This window comes from Sebaldella termitidis ATCC 33386 (genome assembly GCF_000024405.1).
Lineage (GTDB): Bacteria > Fusobacteriota > Fusobacteriia > Fusobacteriales > Leptotrichiaceae > Sebaldella > Sebaldella termitidis.
In genome coordinates this window covers 1,714,011-1,733,000 of the sequence record NC_013517.1, presented here as the reverse complement: position 1 = coordinate 1,733,000, position 18,990 = coordinate 1,714,011, and the positions used below count along the sequence as shown (strand labels likewise).

The 18,990-nt window shown below is 33.7% G+C and carries 19 protein-coding genes; 6 read left to right on the top strand and 13 right to left on the bottom strand.

The genetic code is table 11. The features are described from left to right. Window positions 1-355: 355 nt before the first annotated feature. The 4 genes from STERM_RS08000 to STERM_RS07985 all read left to right on the top strand — a co-directional run bounded on the left by STERM_RS08000 (window position 356) and on the right by STERM_RS07985 (window position 4,387). Complete coding sequence (locus STERM_RS08000; protein WP_012861082.1) at window positions 356-1,792, top strand: NAD(P)/FAD-dependent oxidoreductase; 1,437 nt, start codon at window positions 356-358, stop codon at window positions 1,790-1,792. Then, window positions 1,792-3,066 (top strand): NAD(P)/FAD-dependent oxidoreductase, encoded by a 1,275-nt coding sequence (locus STERM_RS07995; RefSeq protein WP_012861081.1) that lies wholly within the window; start codon window positions 1,792-1,794, stop codon window positions 3,064-3,066. The genes STERM_RS08000 and STERM_RS07995 overlap by 1 nt, the downstream gene beginning before the upstream one ends. Then, a complete protein-coding gene (locus STERM_RS07990) occupies window positions 3,063-3,410 on the top strand; it encodes a DUF1667 domain-containing protein (protein ID WP_012861080.1) in 348 nt (115 codons plus the stop codon). Before STERM_RS07995 ends, STERM_RS07990 begins: the two co-directional genes overlap by 4 nt. A 122-nt stretch (window positions 3,411-3,532) precedes the next feature. Continuing rightward, complete coding sequence (locus STERM_RS07985) at window positions 3,533-4,387, top strand: DUF5984 family protein (RefSeq protein ID WP_244407237.1); 855 nt, start codon at window positions 3,533-3,535, stop codon at window positions 4,385-4,387. 29 nt (window positions 4,388-4,416) lie between these two features. On the opposite strand, the gene STERM_RS07980 is transcribed toward STERM_RS07985, so the two are convergent. The 4 genes from STERM_RS07980 to STERM_RS07965 are packed head-to-tail and all read right to left on the bottom strand — an operon-like array spanning window position 4,417 to window position 8,945. Further along, window positions 4,417-4,914 carry a TlpA family protein disulfide reductase gene (locus tag STERM_RS07980; protein WP_012861078.1) on the bottom strand — a complete coding sequence of 166 codons (498 nt, stop codon included), beginning with the start codon at window positions 4,912-4,914 and terminating at the stop codon, window positions 4,417-4,419. A 45-nt stretch (window positions 4,915-4,959) separates the two neighbouring features. Next, complete coding sequence (locus STERM_RS07975) at window positions 4,960-6,351, bottom strand: tetratricopeptide repeat protein (RefSeq protein WP_012861077.1); 1,392 nt, start codon at window positions 6,349-6,351, stop codon at window positions 4,960-4,962. A gap of 23 nt (window positions 6,352-6,374) precedes the next feature. Further along, window positions 6,375-8,291, bottom strand: coding sequence for a methionine--tRNA ligase (gene metG / locus STERM_RS07970; RefSeq protein ID WP_012861076.1), 1,917 nt, complete (start codon window positions 8,289-8,291; stop codon window positions 6,375-6,377). 18 nt (window positions 8,292-8,309) lie between these two features. Then, window positions 8,310-8,945: a lysophospholipid acyltransferase family protein gene (locus STERM_RS07965; protein WP_012861075.1), complete on the bottom strand. Its 636-nt coding sequence runs from the start codon at window positions 8,943-8,945 to the stop codon at window positions 8,310-8,312. A gap of 387 nt (window positions 8,946-9,332) precedes the next feature. On the opposite strand from STERM_RS07965, the gene STERM_RS07960 reads away from it, so the two are divergent. Together STERM_RS07960 and STERM_RS07955 are read left to right on the top strand one after the other, a co-directional pair. After that, the gene (locus STERM_RS07960) at window positions 9,333-10,586 is read left to right on the top strand and encodes an MFS transporter (protein ID WP_012861074.1); all 1,254 of its coding nucleotides are present in this window, start codon (window positions 9,333-9,335) and stop codon (window positions 10,584-10,586) included. A 139-nt stretch (window positions 10,587-10,725) separates the two neighbouring features. After that, window positions 10,726-11,124 carry a DUF3224 domain-containing protein gene (locus STERM_RS07955; RefSeq protein WP_012861073.1) on the top strand — a complete coding sequence of 133 codons (399 nt, stop codon included), beginning with the start codon at window positions 10,726-10,728 and terminating at the stop codon, window positions 11,122-11,124. A gap of 59 nt (window positions 11,125-11,183) precedes the next feature. Here the strand turns inward: STERM_RS07955 and STERM_RS07950 are convergent, their stop codons facing one another. The 9 genes from STERM_RS07950 to STERM_RS07910 form a co-directional block, all read right to left on the bottom strand. Next, a complete protein-coding gene (locus tag STERM_RS07950; protein ID WP_012861072.1) occupies window positions 11,184-12,497 on the bottom strand; it encodes a PTS sugar transporter subunit IIC in 1,314 nt (437 codons plus the stop codon). 15 nt (window positions 12,498-12,512) lie between these two features. Then, the gene (locus STERM_RS07945; protein WP_012861071.1) at window positions 12,513-12,863 is read right to left on the bottom strand and encodes a PTS sugar transporter subunit IIB; all 351 of its coding nucleotides are present in this window, start codon (window positions 12,861-12,863) and stop codon (window positions 12,513-12,515) included. A gap of 6 nt (window positions 12,864-12,869) precedes the next feature. Then, on the bottom strand, window positions 12,870-13,184 hold the full coding sequence (locus STERM_RS07940) for a PTS lactose/cellobiose transporter subunit IIA (RefSeq protein ID WP_012861070.1): 315 nt from the start codon (window positions 13,182-13,184) through the stop codon (window positions 12,870-12,872). A gap of 20 nt (window positions 13,185-13,204) precedes the next feature. Next, complete coding sequence (locus tag STERM_RS07935; RefSeq protein ID WP_012861069.1) at window positions 13,205-13,927, bottom strand: glucosamine-6-phosphate deaminase; 723 nt, start codon at window positions 13,925-13,927, stop codon at window positions 13,205-13,207. A 4-nt stretch (window positions 13,928-13,931) separates the two neighbouring features. Next, a complete protein-coding gene (locus STERM_RS07930) occupies window positions 13,932-15,311 on the bottom strand; it encodes a family 4 glycosyl hydrolase (protein ID WP_012861068.1) in 1,380 nt (459 codons plus the stop codon). Window positions 15,312-15,345: 34 nt separating this feature from the next. Beyond that, the gene (locus STERM_RS07925) at window positions 15,346-17,406 is read right to left on the bottom strand and encodes a BglG family transcription antiterminator (protein ID WP_041309873.1); all 2,061 of its coding nucleotides are present in this window, start codon (window positions 17,404-17,406) and stop codon (window positions 15,346-15,348) included. 258 nt (window positions 17,407-17,664) lie between these two features. Next, window positions 17,665-17,850: a hypothetical protein gene (locus tag STERM_RS07920; protein WP_041309871.1), complete on the bottom strand. Its 186-nt coding sequence runs from the start codon at window positions 17,848-17,850 to the stop codon at window positions 17,665-17,667. A 17-nt stretch (window positions 17,851-17,867) separates the two neighbouring features. After that, a complete protein-coding gene (locus STERM_RS07915; protein WP_012861066.1) occupies window positions 17,868-18,494 on the bottom strand; it encodes a TetR/AcrR family transcriptional regulator in 627 nt (208 codons plus the stop codon). 25 nt (window positions 18,495-18,519) lie between these two features. Beyond that, complete coding sequence (locus tag STERM_RS07910) at window positions 18,520-18,987, bottom strand: dihydrofolate reductase (RefSeq protein ID WP_012861065.1); 468 nt, start codon at window positions 18,985-18,987, stop codon at window positions 18,520-18,522. Window positions 18,988-18,990: the final 3 nt, after the last annotated feature.

The window sequence follows — 18,990 nt, the reverse complement described above, 5'->3', positions numbered from 1 at the left end:
TTAACAATACATTTATGATTTATATTTAAAATTCTCCCTTGATTTAGATTATTCTTTTCTATATAAAATACCATTTTTATTAGATTTTGTCAATATTTATGATTGCATGGGCACTAAAAATCACCCTGTCTGATTATCAAAAACTAAAAATTATAATTTAATAAGTTTTTATTTTATTAATCATAAAAAAAGTTTTATGATTTTTCAGTTGTCTATACACTCAAAACAGCTGTGCAGAAATTTTGGTTAAAAAAATTACCGTTATTTTTTCTTTCATGCTATTGACATTATTAATAATCAAATTATAATTATATAAAACAATATATGACATACCCGTTAACTATAAGGAGTACAAATGCATGATATTCTGATTATCGGTGCCGGTGTAACAGGGGCCTGTATAGCAAGGGAACTATCGAAATACGATTTAGACATTTTGGTTTTGGAGAAAAATAACGATGTTGCTGATGAAACAACCAAGGCAAATTCCGCCATTATTCATGCAGGATTTGATGCACGGGAAGGTACTCTCATGGCTGAGCTGAATGTTCTGGGAAATTCAATGTTTGACAAATTGTCGAAGGAACTTGATTTTCCTTTTATAAGAAACGGCTCCCTTGTGCTTGCTTTCAGCGATGAAGATATGGAGTCAATAAAAGTTTTGAAGAACAGGGGGGATAAAAACGGAGTTTCAGATTTAAGTATTCTTTCAAAGGAAGAAGCTCTCAAACTGGAGCCTGATTTAAACAATGATATTAAAGGCGCACTGTATGCCAAAACAGGCGGTATTGTCGGTCCGTGGGAAATGACCATTTCACTGTTTGAAAATGCCGTTGATAATGGTGTGACCTTACTGCTTAATAATGAAATAGTCAATATTTCAAGAGAAGAAAATCACTTCCTTGTATTTACAAAAAAATCATGGTACAAATCTAAAATTATCATTAATTGCGCGGGTATTAATGCAGATCTTATCCAGAATATGCTGGCAGAGCCGTCTTATGAAATACATCCGCGAAAAGGCGAATATTTTGTAATGAGTAAGGATGAGGGGACAAAATTCAGGCATACTATATTTCAGCCTCCTACTAAGGTGGGAAAGGGTGTTCTGATCACTCCTACTGTACACGGGAACCTTCTTATAGGACCTGATGCTGAAAGTATTCACGAAAAAGAAGATAAGTCTACATCTCGTGTCAGACTGGAATTAATAAAAGCCACAGCGGCAAAATCTTCTCAAAGTATAAATTATCTTGAACAAATAAGACAATTTTCTGGTCTTAGAGCTGAATCGGACAAGGACGACTTTATCATAGGAGAAAATAAAAAAATCCCCGGCTTTATTGATGTCGCAGGAATTAAATCACCCGGATTATCTGCAGCACCTGCCATTGCATTAAAGGTAAAAGATATCCTGGCTGAAAAAATCATACTAAAAGAAAAGAAAAATTTTAAACCTGATATAGAAAAACATATTATTTTGGACAAATTAAGCTATGAAGAGAAAAACAAACTGATTGCTAAAAATCCTAAATACGGACATATTATATGCAAATGTGAAAATGTTACAGAAGGAGAGGTTATCGATGCGATCCGCAGAAAAGTGGGAGCCAGAACTGTAGACGGAATAAAAAGGAGATGCAGACCGGGAGCGGGACTCTGTCAGGGTACCTTCTGCGGACCGAAAATCCAGGAAATTCTTGCTTCTGAGCTTGCTCTTGAACTTAATGAAATTACACTGGACTCAGATTCTTCTTATATCCTCACAAAAAAAACGAAAGGAGATAAATGATGGAACTGGAATATGATCTTATTATAGTGGGCGGCGGCTCTGCCGGATTGGCTGCTGCTAAAACTGCCAAAGAAAACGGTATTTCCAAAATACTTATTCTGGAAAGAGAAAAAGAGCTGGGCGGAATCCTAAGACAATGTATCCATAATGGTTTTGGGATACATAAATTCAAAAAAGAATTAACTGGACCGGAATATGCTCAGGAATATATAAATGAAATAAATCGTCTTGGAATTAATTATAAAATTGATGCCACTGTTATTTCCATGGAGATCAGCCCTGATGAACACAGCAGTAAATTCGTCTATGTAGTCTCCGAAGAAGGCTATCATGTTTATGAAACAAAAGCTGTTATACTTGCTATGGGTTGTTATGAGCGTACGAGGGGAGGTATTGCTATTCCCGGTGACAGACCGGCAGGTGTGTTTACCGCAGGACAGGCACAGACATTCATAAATATGAACGGATATATGGTAGGAAAGGAAATTGTCATTCTTGGTTCAGGCGATATAGGTCTAATTATGGCAAGAAGACTCACTCTCGAAGGTGCTTTGGTAAAGGCCGTTGTAGAATTAATGCCTTATTCAAACGGACTGAATAGAAATATTGTTCAGTGCCTGGAAGATTTCAATATACCTTTACTGCTTTCACATACTGTTGTCAGAATCAATGGTAAAAACCGTGTAGAATCTGTAATTATAGCAAAAGTTGATGAAAATAGAAATCCAATTCCCGGAACGGAGCAGGAGATAATCTGTGATACTCTTCTTATTTCAGCAGGTTTGCTTCCTGATAATTCCCTGTCAAAAAAACTTGGAATACGAATTGACTCTAAAACAAAAGGTGCAGTCGTAAATGAAAAAATGGAAACAAATATTAAAGGTATCTTTGCCTGCGGAAATGTGCTTCATGTCCATGATCTTGTGGATTATGTAAGTACCGAAGCCGAAATAGCCGCACTTAGTGCTGCAGAATATATAAAAAATCAGTTTAAAGCAGAAAATGAAACAATTGTTCATATAGAGCCGGGTTCCGGGCTTATTTATGCTGTTCCTCAGAATTTTAATATAAACACTGAATCAAAAACTCTGAATATATCTTTCAGAGTAAATAATGTTTATAAAGATAAAAAAATCAGCGTGAAATGTCAGGATAAAGAAATAGCGGGATTCAAACGCAGTCATCTTGTCCCCAGTGAAATGGAGAAAATATCAATCCCTACTGATTTGATAAAATCTAATTTAATAATTTCTATTGAGGGTGATGGCTTATGATAAAAAATCTTACATGCATCGTATGCCCGGAAGGCTGTAAACTGGAAATAGATATAGACAATGATTATTCCGTAAAAGGATCAAAATGTAACAGAGGGAATGATTACGGCAGGCAGGAATTGATAAATCCGCAAAGAATGGTAACCAGCACTGTTTATATAGAGAACGGAGTATATGCCAGACTTCCTGTCAAGACCAGTATTGCTATACCAAAAGAACTTATTTATAAATGTATGGAGGAGATTAACAGGGTAAAAGTAAAATCTCCCGTGAAGCTGGGAGATGTAATTATTCATAATGTGCTTAATACTGGTGCCAATATTGTCGCATGCAGGAATATGTAAATGAAATATATATAATAAAGCCTTTCGTTAAAATAGAAACAATGAAAGGCTTTTTTTATAGAATTTACAAAATATAAAGAAAGATGCTATAATACTTCAAAAAATATTTTATTCCAACGGAGTTGATTTTTATCAGTCTATTTAATTACGAACTCAAGTCTGTTACTGAGTGTGCTTTTCCAATTAATAAAAACGGCAAAAAAAATATTTGCTGGTTCTGGCTTACAGACAGCAGCTATTATATTAAATTAGGAGAAACCAAGCTTTTTGAATTATCTTCTGAATTTATGAAAAAACATGACATCAAGTCTTGTTTTGATGACTATTATTATATCAGACAACTTGAAGATTTATTTGAGATTCTTCCTGTAATTTCAAATTCAATACCGGAGGATCTGTATAAATATATTTATAACGAGAAAAAATATAAGAATCTCACAAAGTGTTTTGATAACTGGATTGACGAACAAAAAGTTTTTTCTGATAAAGATGAAATTCTTGATGAAAATATATGTAGCTTTTTATCTTACGGCCGGCTTGATACAGGTTATTTAAACGTAAAATGCTGCTGCTGCTTTTATCATGTAAGTGATCAGATAATCATTCATTATGACTTTGAAGATTTTGATGAAGAAAACAATCCTATATGGACTGCAAAATCAGGCAGGTTTACCCTAACATACAAAGAATTTCTTGATGAAATTGAAAATCTTTTAAACAGATTTTTCTGTGATATGGAAAAACAAATTTCTAATGCTGCAGCGGAGCTGAAAGATGAAGTATTCTATGATATTTTTGTTCAAAGAGATAAAAATACAAAACCGGGAACTGCTTATCTCTTTGAAGAGCACGAGGAAAGGAAAATTTCTTTTTATTCTGTTTTGAGATCATTAAAAAATAATAACTGCAAAAAAATAAACTGGGATGAAATCAGAGAAAATATAAAATTTATTACTCTTAATTTTGAAAAAGCATAAAAATAAGCCGGATTAAAAACCGGCATTTCTTATTTTAAATTATTAATAAAATCTCCTTCTTCCCATATTCCTGATTTAACAGCTGAAATCTTTCTGTTTTTGTCCAAAACTATATTTGTGGGAATAGACTCCACACCAGTTCCCTGAAGTATCTTTCCGCTGTAGTCAAAATATACGGGGAAAGTGTAGTTATTATAGCCAACATATTCTTTTACCTTTGCCTCGGAAGAATTTTCCCTTATAAATATTACTGCAATATTATACTTAGTTTTATTGCTTTCATAAAATTTAGCAAGCTGTCCCATCTCCCACTGACACGCAGGACACCATTCGGCAGCCAGTACTATTAATGTTTTTTTATTTTTATCAAAAACCTCTGTACTCAGTTCCTTCGTTCCGCTTAATTTTTCCAGCACAAATTCCGGAAAAACCTCGCCTTTTACAAGCTTTACCTTAAAATCCACAGGTTCCGCCGAAAACGAAAAACTACAGATGAATATCATTAATAACAACAAATATTTTTTCATGTTTTCTCCTATATATTGTTTTTTTGTGAATAAATTGCTGTATATCTAATTTTCCACTGTGGTCAGACCCTCTGCTTCTTTCGCTAATCCAAACCAGTAATTAGCCTTGGCTTTATTTTTGTGACGCATATAGTAAACACCAAGATTAGAAAATGCTACAGGATATCCTCTTGAAGCTGCTATAAGATTCAGTCTTCTCATCTCTTCGGAATTTTCTTTAAAATAAGTACTTAAATTAATCATTGAAGCATAATCACCCTGTTTGGCAAGATTCTCATATACTTTTTTAGATACGTCATTTCTTCCTAAAGCTTCTATATCTATATTTTTGGTATTTCCTGTTTCTTTTTGAAGTCTCTTTTCTTTCTGTATATCGGATACTGTATAGGCATAATTATAACCGGAAGGTATTGAACCAAGTTTATAGCCTGTTTCAAAATATTTTTTTGCTTTTTCCAGATCTCCCTGGTCTCTGTAAAGCATTCCAAGATAATAGATAGCATCTATATCCTTTAGATCCACCGCTTTTTTGTAATTTTCCTCAGCCTTTTTATATATTTTCAGCTGTCTGTAAATATAGCCTTTATAGGCATAAATAAGACTTTCATTGTAATTTCCGTCTTCCAGATATAAAAGAGCTTTTTCAAAGTTTTGATTATTTACTTCATAAAATGCCATTTCAAAAGTTCCCAGATAATATTTATTCACACTGTATAGTTCATTAAAGATAGCAAATGCTTCCCCTGCCTTGTCTTCATTCTGAAGTATTTTAGCCTTTGCATATAACGCCGGGGGATATTTTTCTGCTACGAATTCCTTTAATATTTCATATGCTTTATCATAGTTGGAAAATTTTTCCAGTACAAGCTTTCCCATCTCTTTTTTTTCATCGGATGTTATTGTCCCGTTTTTAAACTTTTTGCCTAAGGTTTCTATTTTATTTATGCTGTTTTTATTTGCTTTCAAGTATTCATACGCATAAAGCGAAAACATATCGCCTTTTTCCCGCCCTTTTTCGTAGTAATTCATTGCTGTGCTATAATCAAGATCATTTTCATATAAAGTTCCGAGTGAATAGTATGCATTGTATTCTCCCTGCTTTACCGCTTCTTCAAAGAGCTTTTTTGCGTTATCTTCATTAGTATTTGCACTCATCAAAATAGAAGCATAATAATACTCCGCTTTTCCGTCAGACTTTTTGAAATTTTTTTCCAAAAAATCCAGGGCAGAATACCCGTAATAATATGTTACTATACCGTAAACCTCCAGATTACCTTTTCTAGCTGCTGCACTAAAATCTGTTATTCCGTCTTTATTATCAAAAATTTTTATTATTCCCTCTTCCAGTTCTTTATAGCCTTTGCTGTTACTCCCCGAAAATTTGCATGAATTCAAGGATAATAACAATAAAAATAATATAACCAGACTTCTTCTCATAAGCTATCATCCAATCTAATAATTTATTTTATATCTGACCCCACTTTCACCTGTTCATCAATTACTATCAGCTTTAATCTTTTCTTTTCCTCAGTTGTTAAAAGCATTCCTTGAGACAGCTCCCCTCTTAATGTGACAGGGGCTAAATTCGTGACAGCTAAAACCTTTTTCCCTATTAATTCCTCCGGTTCCGGATAATACTTTGCAATTCCGGAAACTATCTGTCTTTTTTCAGTTCCTGTATTTATGATAAATTTCAGAAGCTTATCAGCACCTTCTATTTTATCTGCTGCTAATATTTCTACCACTTTTATCTGTACTTTTGAAAAGTCCTCTATTCCTATAGGATTTTCCACTTCAAGATTTTCATTAAATAAAGCTTCTTTTTTATTTTCCGGTTCTATTTCTATTCTCGGAAAAATAGGCGTTGCTTCTCCAAGTATATTATTTACCGGATAAACTCCCCAGTGCTTAATATCATCAAGTCTGATATTTTCTATACTGTCATTTATCCCGAGCTGATTCCACATTTTTTGTGCGGTTTCAGGCATAAACGGAGATATCAGAACAGCAATTTTATATAACGACTCCACAAGGTTATACATAACAGTGGACAGCCTGCTTTTATTTTCGGGATCTTTTGCCAGTATCCACGGAGCTGTTTCGTCTATATACTTATTCATTCTTGAGATAAATTTCCAAACAGCTTTCAGTACTTCAGAAAACTGTACCTTTTCAAAGTAAGTGTCTATATCCTCGACAGTTGTTTTCCACAGAGCATAAATTTCTTCTTCCAGTGCAGTTTCTTCCTTTTCAAGTACTACTGCCGAATCAAAATATTTTTTCTGCATTCCTATTGTTCTGTTCAGAAGATTTCCCAGATCATTGGCAAGATCAGCATTTATTCTCTGAATCATCCCTTTTTGCGAATAATCACCATCAAGACCAAATGTTACTTCTCTCATTAGGTAATATCTGAAAGGGTCAAGTCCGTATTTTTCCACTTCTTCCAAAGGATCTACAACATTTCCCTTTGACTTTGACATTTTCTCGCCTTCTACAGTCCACCATCCGTGAGCTGCTACAGTATCCGGAAGAGGTATTCCTGCCGACATAAGCATCGCAGGCCAGATTATCGCATGGAATCTCAGTATATCTTTTCCCATAAGATGCATAACTTTACCGTCTATCCATATATCCTCAAATTTTTTCTCGTCATCACCGAACCCGGCTACAGTTATATAATTGGTAAGAGCATCAAACCATACATATATTACATGCCCTTCTTCCAGCTCAAGAGGTATTCCCCAGTTAAAAGTCGTTCTTGAAATTGACAGATCCTGAAGTCCCTGATTTATAAATGATACTACTTCGTTTTTTCTGTAAGACGGAAGTATAAAATCAGGATTTTCTTCTATATATTTTAATAGTCTGTCCTGATATTTTGATAATTTAAAAAAATATGAATTTTCCTTTACCTCTATAAGATCTTTTCCGCAATGAGGACATTTATTACCTTCAAGTACACTGTTATCAGGTACGAATGTTTCGTCCGATACACAGTAAAGCCCCTTATATTCTCCTTTATATATATCACCGTTTTCATATACTCTTTTTATCATCTTTTTTACGCTTATTTTATGACGTTCTTCTGTAGTACGTATAAATTCTGTATTTGAAATATTTAATTTTTTCCATAGTGCCTTAAAATTTTCCGCCATTCTGTCTACCCATTCCTGAGGAGTAACATTGTTTTTTTCGGCTGCTTCCTGAATTTTCTGTCCGTGTTCATCCAGCCCGGTAGAAAACTTTACTTCATAACCCTTAAGCCTCATATATCTTGCAGTTACATCTGCAATTATAGTGGTATATGCAGTTCCCACATGAGGCTTTGCATTAGGATAATAAATTGGTGTTGATACATAAAACTTTTTTGACATTTAACTTTCTCCTTTATCTTATCTATACTCTTTATCATAATATTCTTTTGCTATTCTGTTAGCTTCATGCAGCTTTGACTTTATCAGCTCCATACTCGCATCTATGTCGGAATCCTTTGTAAAATAGAGCGGTTCCCCGGCATAATAACAGCTTTTAGAAAAAAATTTGGGAAGTTCAAATTTATCCCATGCTTTTTTAAATATTCGTTTTTTGTTTGTATAACCTCCGATAGGTATCATTGGCAGGCCGGTTTTCATAGCTATATATAATGCTCCTGATTTCGGCTCATATATGGGACCTCTTGGTCCGTCTATGGCTATTCCTATTGAAAAACCGGTTTTTATCAGTTTTAGGATTTGCTTCAGACTTTTTACATTATCTTTATTTGATGAGCCTCTTACTACCAGATTATCAAATCTTGTCAGTACCTCCTCCAGTATATCCCCGTCCTTCGAGGAGCTTACAAGCGAAGACTTTTTCTCTACAAAATCTGTGGACAGCATTGTCGGGATAATTTTTCTGTGCCAGAAAATAATTATTGCCTGTTTTTGTTTCATTGCTTCCTCAGACTGAACAACTTTATATTTAGTAGTTTTTATTAAAATTTTTATAAAACCGCTTAATAATATGCCGGTTAATCTGTATTTATTCATATAAATTACACCTGTCTATTTTTAAAAAATTATAACATATATTAACTAAAGTAGCAATTTATATATTAATATTTTCTTTGAATTTTTTTTTATTTTACAAATAACTTTTTTGGATAACTTGCGGTCTTATAGTTTCTAATCTTTTGGGTTTCCCAGACATCCATATTTATCCTGCCTGTCAGATAAGCCTTGATATATCAATTATTTCACCTCTTTGTTTTATTTTACAATTTTTTATTTTCTTCTTTAAAGTTAAAGTCATTAGTGCTATAATAATTGTATAAGCACTTTTATAGCTTACATTTTCTTAAAGAAGGTTCTTATCATAACATTAAATAAATTTAAATTAATATATAAACATAAAATTCTTTGTACAGGGTGATTTGTATGTTTTTGAATAATATTTTTAAAAGGGTTTTTCCCGCTTTATATCATAAAGACTTCAGGTATTTCTGGTTTGGACAGGCTGTCTCTGTTATAGGAGGCATGATTCAGGTTACAGCTTTAAGCTGGTATGTCTATAAAATAAGCGGTTCTCCTTTTCTGCTCGGACTTATGTCTATTTTTGAATATGGACCGGTTCTTCTTTTATCCTTATTCGCAGGTGTTTTTATCGAAAAATTTCCAAAGAAAAAAATTCTGATTTTTACACAAACCTTATTTATGGTTCAGTCACTCATGCTTGCAGTGCTTGTATGGCTGAAATCAGAGAATTACTGGTATTTCGCCGCACTTGCTGTAGTGGCAGGAATAGGGAACAGCATTGACCAGCCTACGAGACAGTCATATTTTATTGACCTTGTCGGAAAGGAAGATCTTCCTAATGCTATTTCACTGAATTCTACTACGTTTAATCTGGCAAGAATTATAGGACCTGCTGTTTCAGGTATTATAATGAAATATATAGGCGTGGCAGAATGTTTTTTCATAAACGGTCTGAGCTTTGTTCCGGTAATTTACGGTATTACCCTTATTTCAGTACCTGGATATACAAGCAAAAAAAGCTCCAGAGAGATCAGCACACTTGGTAATATCAGGGCAGGAGTAAGATATATTCTCAGACACCGTATTCTGCTTTCCTCGTTTTTTATGATGGCTATTGTATGTACTTTTTCTATGAACACCAATGTAACACTTCCGGTTTTCGCCAAAGATGCACTTATGGGTGATGAAGGAACCTACAGCTTTCTTATGTCGATGGTAGGTGTAGGTTCGTTATTCGGTGCTTTGTTTATGGCTGTAAAGGGAAAGGAAATCACTTATAAATATTACCTTATTCTTGTAGCAGGTATACTTGGAATTATACAGATGCTTACACTTTTTACATCTTCTTTAACTGTTATATCTGTATTGCTCATTCTTATCGGTTTCTTCAATCTTTGTTTTTTAAACGGAGCCAATACACGAATACAGCTTCATACGGAAAATCGTTACAGAAGCAGGGTTATGAGTATGTATACCATGGTAAATACAGGAAGCACCCCTATTGGCAACTCATTCACAGGCTTGGTTATGTCATTGCTTTCTGCACGGTTTGGTTTTTTTATAGACGGACTTGTTACAGTTCTTCTGATTCTGCTTGTATTTAATATTTACTACAGAAAAAATAAAGCCGAGAAAAAAATACATGTTAATATATAGAAATTTATTAAATCTAATTTATAACCTAAAATAATAATATGCCTTGAAATATGTCAGGGCATTTTTTATATACTTATATTTGACTTTATTTACTATATTAGCTATAATTTTTTATTAAATATAAAAAAGGAGAATTATAATGAATAAAACTACACTAGAAGTACTTTCATGGGATGAACCTCTTATAGAGGATTTTTCTGCTGAAAATGCTGTTAACATTGCCAAAGCCAAATATAAATCTACCGGATGGATGAGAGGAACATTTACTTCTGTATATCTTATTCATTATACAATTTATAATCCGCAAAAACTCCATGAAGTCCGTTCTACCTTTACCGGCTACACAATATTTTCCGGAATAATCAATGGTAAAGCCGGTTCTATAACATTTCTGGAAACCGGAGAACACAGTAAAAACAGTCTCATTTCTAGTCTAAGTATTAAACCTGAGGCTGCAACAAATGATTTTATGGGACTGGAAGGAAGTGGAAAATACACCTTTGAAAACGGACAGATTATTTTAATCACTGAATTTTAAATAATAAAAAAACTGAATCAGAAACTTTGATTCAGTTTTTTAAGTATATAAATAATTTTTTAGAAATCCAGATCCAGCTCTTCCAGCTCTTTATCTACTTCTGCCACTTTTTCTTCCTCGGCCAGTACACTTTTTTCATACATTTTAAAGAAAGGATAATACATAATAATTCCCAAAATAACAATGAACACTGCATAAATCGGTGCCTTCCAGTCAAGCGTAATCAGATACTGCGCTATTGGACTCGGCATTCCTCCCACATTGACTACAGGTTTATTAATAAAACCTAATTTGAATACATAAAATGAAAATACACTTAATATAGGTGTCCCGATTACAAACGGGATAAACAGATATGGATTATATGCTACCGGAAAACCATATACTACCGGTTCGGAAATATTAAATATTGCCGGTATTATAGAAGCCTTTCCTGCTGCCTTCAGCTCTTTTGACTTACTCATAAGTCCCAGAATTGAAATAGCACCTGTCACTCCCGAGCCTGTACATGCCATAAAATATCCCCAGAAATTCTCCGTAAAAATATGTGTCGGTACTCCGCCTGATGCAAAAGCCTGGGCATTTTCCGTAAGATACTGTGTCATAAACGGCAGTGTAAAGCTTACAAGTATTGCGTAACCATTTAATCCCAAAAACCAGAAAATCATTTCAAACAATGCTACCAAAAATACGGCTACCGGTGTATCGATTCCCTGAGTTGCAGGTCCTAATACTGTTACAAATACCTCAGGAAGTGCTTTTCCTCCTGACATTTCCTGAGTAAATATACTGATAAATACACTGATGCATATTATTATAAGCAGCGGGACAATAGCCTCGAAAGTCTTGCCTATCATATCAGGCAGTCCTTTTATTCTTATAGTCACTTTTTTCTTAATTAGAAATGCCATTATTTCCACAGATATAAGTGATGCGAAGATAGCTATAAAGAGTCCTCTCGAATCCATAAAGCTAAAATCAAAGGCACCGTCAACTACTTTTACATTTAGTATTGCCGTGGCAAGCACTGCTCCCAGAACACTGTGCAAAACCGGAATTTCCATTTTCTGGGAATGTGCATATGAGATAGTTATTGCCGCATATATGGAAAGCAGTCCGTAAGTAAACATAAACGGAAGTCCCAGTACATCGTTATAATTATCAAATAGAGTTTTTATACTTGAACCGTCAGGAAAAAAATTCCCCAGTCCCATTACTATCAAACTTATCGATCCAACCATCAAAATGGCCATAAGACTTATCATCCCGTTTTTTATCGAAGATATATGTCTTTGCGCTTCTATTTTTTCCGCAACAGGCGTTATATATTTTTCAAGCATTATAATAAAGCCGTTCATCTTTTTTTCTTTCATAAAAAATATCCTCCGTTATACATTTTTTTTATCATGTTTTACTTTTAGCAGAATTGCTGCTTTTAATATTGCCGCCCCGTCCACCATTCCGTAATCTTTTGAGTTTATTATGGCAAAAGGCTTATCCAGCTTGTCACATTCCTGCTGTATCTCTTTTTCCTTATGCTTTATCTGAGGCCCAGCCAGTATTACATCATAATTTTTTATATGCTCTTTCAAAGTACTTACAGGATAAGCATCTATTTTTATATCCACGTCTTTCAGCTTTTCACTTTTTTCTGCCACTTCGGTCATTTTGCTCACCATAACACTAGTAGAAGCCCCTAAATTACAAACTAATAATATATGAAGTCTGTCAAAATCCATATTCACTCACTCCTTATCTTCCTTTGCTTTATATAATTCTATTATTTCACTTAATAATGTTTCTGCCAGTATTGTATTCATCAGTGTATCCTGTGCATGAGACAGAAGTACGGAATACTCCTGCTTATTTCCCTGTGCTTCGGAAACCAGTATCTCTGTATGCACATTATGCGCATCATCAAGTGATTTTTTGGCTTCCTCCATTAATTTTTCCGCTGATTCAAAGTCTTTTTCCTTTGCTTTCCCCAAAGCTTTTAACATTGTAGAGAAACTGTCTCCTGCAAAAGAAATTATCTGAAAACTTATTTGTTCTATATCCATTTTAGTATCCTCCGTTAAATTTAAAGTCTGCTGCTGCTTTCACTGTCTAATATCAAACAGCTGTTTTTGTGTAGTTTTGCTGATGTAGCAGGTATTTCCACACTTACTTCCTCTTCTGCCACTTTCTTGGCTATATCCGCTTTTTTGCTGCCTGAAATAATAAGAACTTCTTTTTTAGCTTCCAGAAAATGTTTTATTCCTAAAGTTATTCCTTTTTCCAGCTTTCTCTCTGTTTCAAAATATTTCTTCGCTACTTCCTTGGTATTTTCACTCAAATCTACTACATGAGAATATTTATCAAAAGATGTCCCAGGCTCGTTTAATCCCAGATGTCCGTTCATACCTACACCAAGAATCACCAGATCGAGTCCTCCGTTCTCCTCTATGAAAGCATCCATCTTTCTGCATTCTTCTTCAAGATTATCTGATTTTGCATTAAATTCCACAAGCTGATCCGGTCCTAAATTAAGCTTTCCGAATAAATCCCTCTGCATATAATCCTGACAGCTTCCCTTATCGTTTTTATCCATTCCTGCCCACTCGTCCAGCCCTACGAATACAAAATTATACTTAGATAAATCCTCGTCTTTTAGTGCTTCTGCCACGTAGGTATACGCTCCCTGCGGTGTATCTCCCGAAGCCAGACATATCAATGTTTTTTCCTCGCTTTTTATCTCTTTTAGTATTATTTCCCCTGCATATTTAGAAAGCTCATCATAATTTCCGGTCTTAATTATTTCCATCTTCTCACTTCCATTCTCCGATATATTCTTTATATAATTCCAAAAATTCATCTGTTATCTTTTCTGCAATATTGTAAGTATTTATAAGCGGGTGTATCATCAGTGCCTTTATTGCCTTTTCCTTATTTTTTTCCTTGATTGCTTCTACTGTGAGTCTTTCAAACATCTTTATTGTTCTTATTATCTGCATTTGCGCATCAGGAATATTATCTATTTTTCTTTGCTTTACCCCGTCTTTGCTTATATCACATGTTATCTCTATTACATCCTCATCATTGAGTTCCTTTATACTCCCGTTGTTCGGTACAAGAAGAGTCATGGAAATATCTCCTTTTCCGTTAACAGCTTTTATGAAGTTCAGTGCTATTGAAGAATACCCTCCTTCGTCAGGTGTATTTACATATTCTTCAAATGTAGGAACAGGAAATTCCTCGGGTCTTACCTGACCGGACTCTATGGCAAAATAGCTTTTCTCTCTTTCCATAAGATGTCTCATATATATTTCAAATATTTTATCTGTATCATTTATATCTGTTCTCTTTATTTCTTCCAGCATTCTCTTATTGATGTCCTTTATGAGCTCTCCTCTTGCAGAACCGTTCTTTTTTATAGAATCTACCACTTTATCGTTATAGTAGAAAAAATACAGATATTCATTCGGAAGCTCGTCATGAAGTATATGAAGAAGCTGTCTGTCAAACAGTCTCATCTCTGTTTCGCTGAATAATGCAGGGTGATTCAGGATATCGTTCATAACATCTTTTCCGTCGGCTTTAGCATCTCTAAAATATGAAAGATGATTTAATCCGTAGCATGTTATATCAAATTTTTCCCTGTCAGCCTTTATAAAATCTGCGAGCTGCTGTGTAAAGTGGCTCGGTCCGTCACATATTCCATATACATTATCAAAGCCTTCATTTCTTAACGCCTGTGTTACAAGTCCCGAAGGATTTGTAAAATTAAATATAATTACCCCCGGAGCAGATTTTTTATTTATTAACTTACAGTATTCCACCAGTACGGGAATAGATCTCAAAGACATTGCAAATCCGCCTGCACCGGTAGTTTCCTGTCCCAGCACCCCGTATTTCTGTGCTGTTTTTTCATCCTGATATCGTCCTTCATCCTGCCCTACCCTCAGCGTAGTTATTATATAATTAGCATCTGTTACAGCCTCTTCCGCATCTGTGGTAAGTTCGAATATTACATCTTTATCCACAGCTGCTGCTACTCTTTTAGCAATTCCTCCGTATATTTTCAGTTTTTCCTCATCATTATCCATAAATACCAGTTTTTTTATTCCAAGCTCTTTAGCTTTGTTTGTTAATGATTTTGCCAGAAAAGGAGATCTTACTCCTCCTCCGCCCAGAACTGTAAGTTTCATTTGTTTTCCTCCCAGATTTATACTTTTTTATTTATTAATTATTTAAAGTTTTAAAAAACTTATATAACTCCGCCGAATTATCTATTTTCTTTATTTTTTCCAGCAAATCTTTTTTCTGTGTCAGGTTTATTATCTCTTCTATACTTTTTACGTGTTCCGTAATATTGGCAGCTCCTATTAGAAACATCAGAAATACCTTTCTGTTTCCCGGAAAATCAACCGCATTTCTTATACTCAGCACGCTTATACAGGATTTATTCACATTGGTAAAAACTTCCCCGTGAGGTATTGCCACATTATTTTCCAGTATAAAATGTACTCCGAATAACTCTGCTATATTTATTATTTCCTCTATGTAGTCTTTTTTTATCTCATTTTTTTCGATAAGCGGTCTGCCGCATATTTCTATTGATTTTTGCCAGCTTTCCGCACTGTCTATTATCTGTACCCTGTCTTCCAGAATAAAATCAGCCAGTCTCTTTTCTTTTTTTATCAAAACAGTATCATCTTCATCTATTATCAGCTTTAATTTATTCTTGAGCTCCCTGTCGTTCTTGACAATATCGGTTTCCTCGATTAATTCCAGTACTTTATTCATTTTTTCCTTATAGGAATTCTTTTTTACCAGATATATATTCAGCTTTTCCTGATCCTCCACCGTAAAAAAAGCAGTTATTTTTACTATAGGTTTATTTATCTTTTCTGTCAGATGTTCGTTCAATGTCAGTGTACTGATTATCAAATCTACATTTTCGAGATTATAATCCAAAAGCTCCATATAAGATAATGTTGCAGTTATATTTATGTCATAATTTTCCTCCAGCTGCTTTCCTACAAGCATTGAAGTACCGTAGCCTCCTCCGCATACCAGAAGGATATTCCTGTATTTATTTCTAAAATTTCTGTTTCTCTCTATTGAGGCAAGAAAATGTATCGTAAATAAAGCTATTTCAGAATTGTCTATTTTCTTTCCTATCAGATTTTCCAGACCTTTCAGAGCATTTTTCACAATATCAAATAATTCAGGGTAAGCCTTTATAGCCTCATAATAAATTTCCTCCTCTATTCCCAGACTGTTTTTCATTCTGTAGATCACCGGCTTTATATGATTCAGAAGTCCGTTGAACAGCTCCTCGTCAGAAGTAATATCCAGATCTGTATAATTATTTACTTCGCTTATTATTTCCTGAACTAAAAGCTTTATCTCTATCCAGCTTTCAAATATTGAAGTATTATAGCCGTATGAAATAAATCCCAGAATATAGTCTACGAGCTGGAGTACCTCATTCTCGGCATAAGTGATCCCAAAGCTTTTTTCCAGTATTTTTATCTGTCCGGATACAAGGATATATTCATTTGTATTTTTTAAAAAACTTTTATTTTTCATATTTTCTATCAGATGACCTCTTCTTATTCTCATATAGGCAACTATCAGATAGGAAAATATATATTCATAAAAATTATTATCCTTATTTTCTATCTCTTCCGATATTCTGTTCAAAAACTCTCTTATCATATCCATATCTGCCCCGGAAAGCTCGTTAAAAACCAGAGTATCTATAAGACCGCTCTCTGTTTCTTCCATATAGAAGAATTTATTTATATTTTCCTTGTAGTTTTTCAGGATATAGTTTCTTATGTCGGTTTCCTCATTATCGTGGTTATTATTATTAAGCTTTATACCGTCCTTTTTTATTTCCTTTTTTATTTCCTTTTCTATTTCACTTACATCATTTTTTACAGTAGTCCGGCTTACATCCAGTTCATCGGACATACGGGAAAAATTTATTTTTTCATCAAGCAGAATTCTTAATTTTATGTATTCCTTTCTGTCATTTTTTGTATTTTTATTTATAAGCTCCAAAAATACTTTTTCATCATATGCTGCTGAAAATTCACGGCTTATAAGCCTTCCCTTAGACTCCTTTTTTATCTCGGGGAATTTATTTACTGCCAGTATAAAATTCAGTTTATCAATTTCATATCTTACTGCCTTTTCAGATATCTTTAAGGCTACGGCAGTTTCTTTTATCGTTGCTTCATCTTTATTTTTCAAAAATTCTATTACTTTTAATAATCGATTATTTATATACACTGATATCACCCATTATACATATTAGCTCATAATTAAAAAAAAACAATCTTCAACTTTTAGCCGTATTTTTCCAAAAAAGTTTCACTTGTTTTCTTTAATATGCTCTAATTCTGGTTTTATATGTAAAATATTTATACTAATTTTATCTTTGGCTTACATTTTCCAATAAAATACTTTATACAAAAAAACTGCCTTAAAAAAACTAAGACAGTTTCTGCAATTTCTCTTTATATTACTTAGCTGATTTTCTTTATTTAACTAATAAATCACCAGTTCCCCCAAAACCATAGTTTCATCTACATCCATTATCCCGAAATGATACTCCCATGTTTTCCTGCACTTTAAACCTACAGGCAGAAACAGCTTTTCGATAAGTCTTTCTTTTTTTCGGTTTTCCGGTGTTTTTTTCTCATTTAATACAAAGAAAGATTCTATTACTGTCACAGAATATATAACCTATATTATAAAAAATTTTTCAAACAAAAAAAGAGGCAGAAAAATTCTCCTCTATTTTTATTAATTATAGCTGTCAGTTTCTTATCCAAAGCATCAGAAATAAATATTGTTGCTACTTCCAGTATTTTATTTTTTATCTCTTCATCAGTAGGATTCTTAATAAACTCTGTACAGACAAGAGTAGCATAACCATGCAGATAATACCAGATTTTCAAAATTATATTCATAGTTTCATTTCTGTCAAAATGCTCAAATCTTTCATCATCCCTGCTTGTTTCCAGTATTTTTAGAACAGCTCTTTCAAATATACTCTTAAAATCTGCATCAATTAAAAATATAGATCTGTAAAGCTCTTTCTGTTCCCTTGCAAATATTACCACACCCATAGCGGTATTAAGCATCTTTCTGTCTGTGTACATCCTCTCCAGATAATTAACCAATACATCCTTTGCCATATTTATAACTTCTTTTTTCAAAACAGCTATATTTTCAAAGTGTGCATAAATAGGTGCTGTAGATGACTTCATTTTTTTTGCTATATTTCTGGCACTTATTCCTCTTATTCCGTCATTTTTTAATAATTCAAAAGTAGTGTTTATTATTTCTTCCCTGTCAAACTTTACTTTAGGCATATGATTCCCTCCCATCACAAAAAATTCATTGTATTTTTTCTAATATCTTAAAGCTCCAAGCTTCATAATCTCTTTCTTCCATAATTTTCCAGTCTGAAAAATTAATCTTTGGAAAAAATGCATCTGCCTCAGTGTCCTCATTTTTTATAAATGAAACATACAGCTTTTGAAAGCTGTCAAACATTTCACTGTATATATCTGCTCCGCCTATTATAAATACCTCTTCATTGCTTTTCCCAAATAAGCTGATTACCTCGTCCAGCGAATGAAAAACCTCAGCTCCCTCTACCTTATCCAACGTTCTGGACAAGATTATATTTCTTCTGTTCGGAAGCGGCTTTCCTATGCTTTCAAAGGTTTTTCTTCCCATTATAACTGTTTTTCCTGTTGTTATTTTTTTAAAATTTTTCAAATCGTCTGAAATATGCCACAACAACTGATTTTTTTTTCCAATTTCATAATTCTTGCCTACTGCTACAATTGCACTAAACATATT

Excerpts from the sequence above, each read along its gene's own strand:
- STERM_RS08000 (WP_012861082.1), top strand. The coding sequence starts at position 356 with ATGCATGATATTCTGATTATCGGTGCCGGTGTAACAGGGGCCTGTATA.
- STERM_RS07995 (WP_012861081.1), top strand. The coding sequence starts at position 1,792 with ATGGAACTGGAATATGATCTTATTATAGTGGGCGGCGGCTCTGCCGGA.
- STERM_RS07990 (WP_012861080.1), top strand. The coding sequence starts at position 3,063 with ATGATAAAAAATCTTACATGCATCGTATGCCCGGAAGGCTGTAAACTG.
- STERM_RS07980 (WP_012861078.1), bottom strand. The coding sequence starts at position 4,914 with ATGAAAAAATATTTGTTGTTATTAATGATATTCATCTGTAGTTTTTCG.
- STERM_RS07975 (WP_012861077.1), bottom strand. The coding sequence starts at position 6,351 with ATGAGAAGAAGTCTGGTTATATTATTTTTATTGTTATTATCCTTGAAT.
- metG (WP_012861076.1), bottom strand. The coding sequence starts at position 8,291 with ATGTCAAAAAAGTTTTATGTATCAACACCAATTTATTATCCTAATGCA.
- STERM_RS07965 (WP_012861075.1), bottom strand. The coding sequence starts at position 8,945 with ATGAATAAATACAGATTAACCGGCATATTATTAAGCGGTTTTATAAAA.
- STERM_RS07960 (WP_012861074.1), top strand. The coding sequence starts at position 9,333 with ATGTTTTTGAATAATATTTTTAAAAGGGTTTTTCCCGCTTTATATCAT.
- STERM_RS07955 (WP_012861073.1), top strand. The coding sequence starts at position 10,726 with ATGAATAAAACTACACTAGAAGTACTTTCATGGGATGAACCTCTTATA.
- STERM_RS07950 (WP_012861072.1), bottom strand. The coding sequence starts at position 12,497 with ATGAAAGAAAAAAAGATGAACGGCTTTATTATAATGCTTGAAAAATAT.
- STERM_RS07945 (WP_012861071.1), bottom strand. The coding sequence starts at position 12,863 with ATGGATTTTGACAGACTTCATATATTATTAGTTTGTAATTTAGGGGCT.
- STERM_RS07940 (WP_012861070.1), bottom strand. The coding sequence starts at position 13,184 with ATGGATATAGAACAAATAAGTTTTCAGATAATTTCTTTTGCAGGAGAC.
- STERM_RS07935 (WP_012861069.1), bottom strand. The coding sequence starts at position 13,927 with ATGGAAATAATTAAGACCGGAAATTATGATGAGCTTTCTAAATATGCA.
- STERM_RS07930 (WP_012861068.1), bottom strand. The coding sequence starts at position 15,311 with ATGAAACTTACAGTTCTGGGCGGAGGAGGAGTAAGATCTCCTTTTCTG.
- STERM_RS07915 (WP_012861066.1), bottom strand. The coding sequence starts at position 18,494 with ATGCCTAAAGTAAAGTTTGACAGGGAAGAAATAATAAACACTACTTTT.
- STERM_RS07910 (WP_012861065.1), bottom strand. The coding sequence starts at position 18,987 with ATGTTTAGTGCAATTGTAGCAGTAGGCAAGAATTATGAAATTGGAAAA.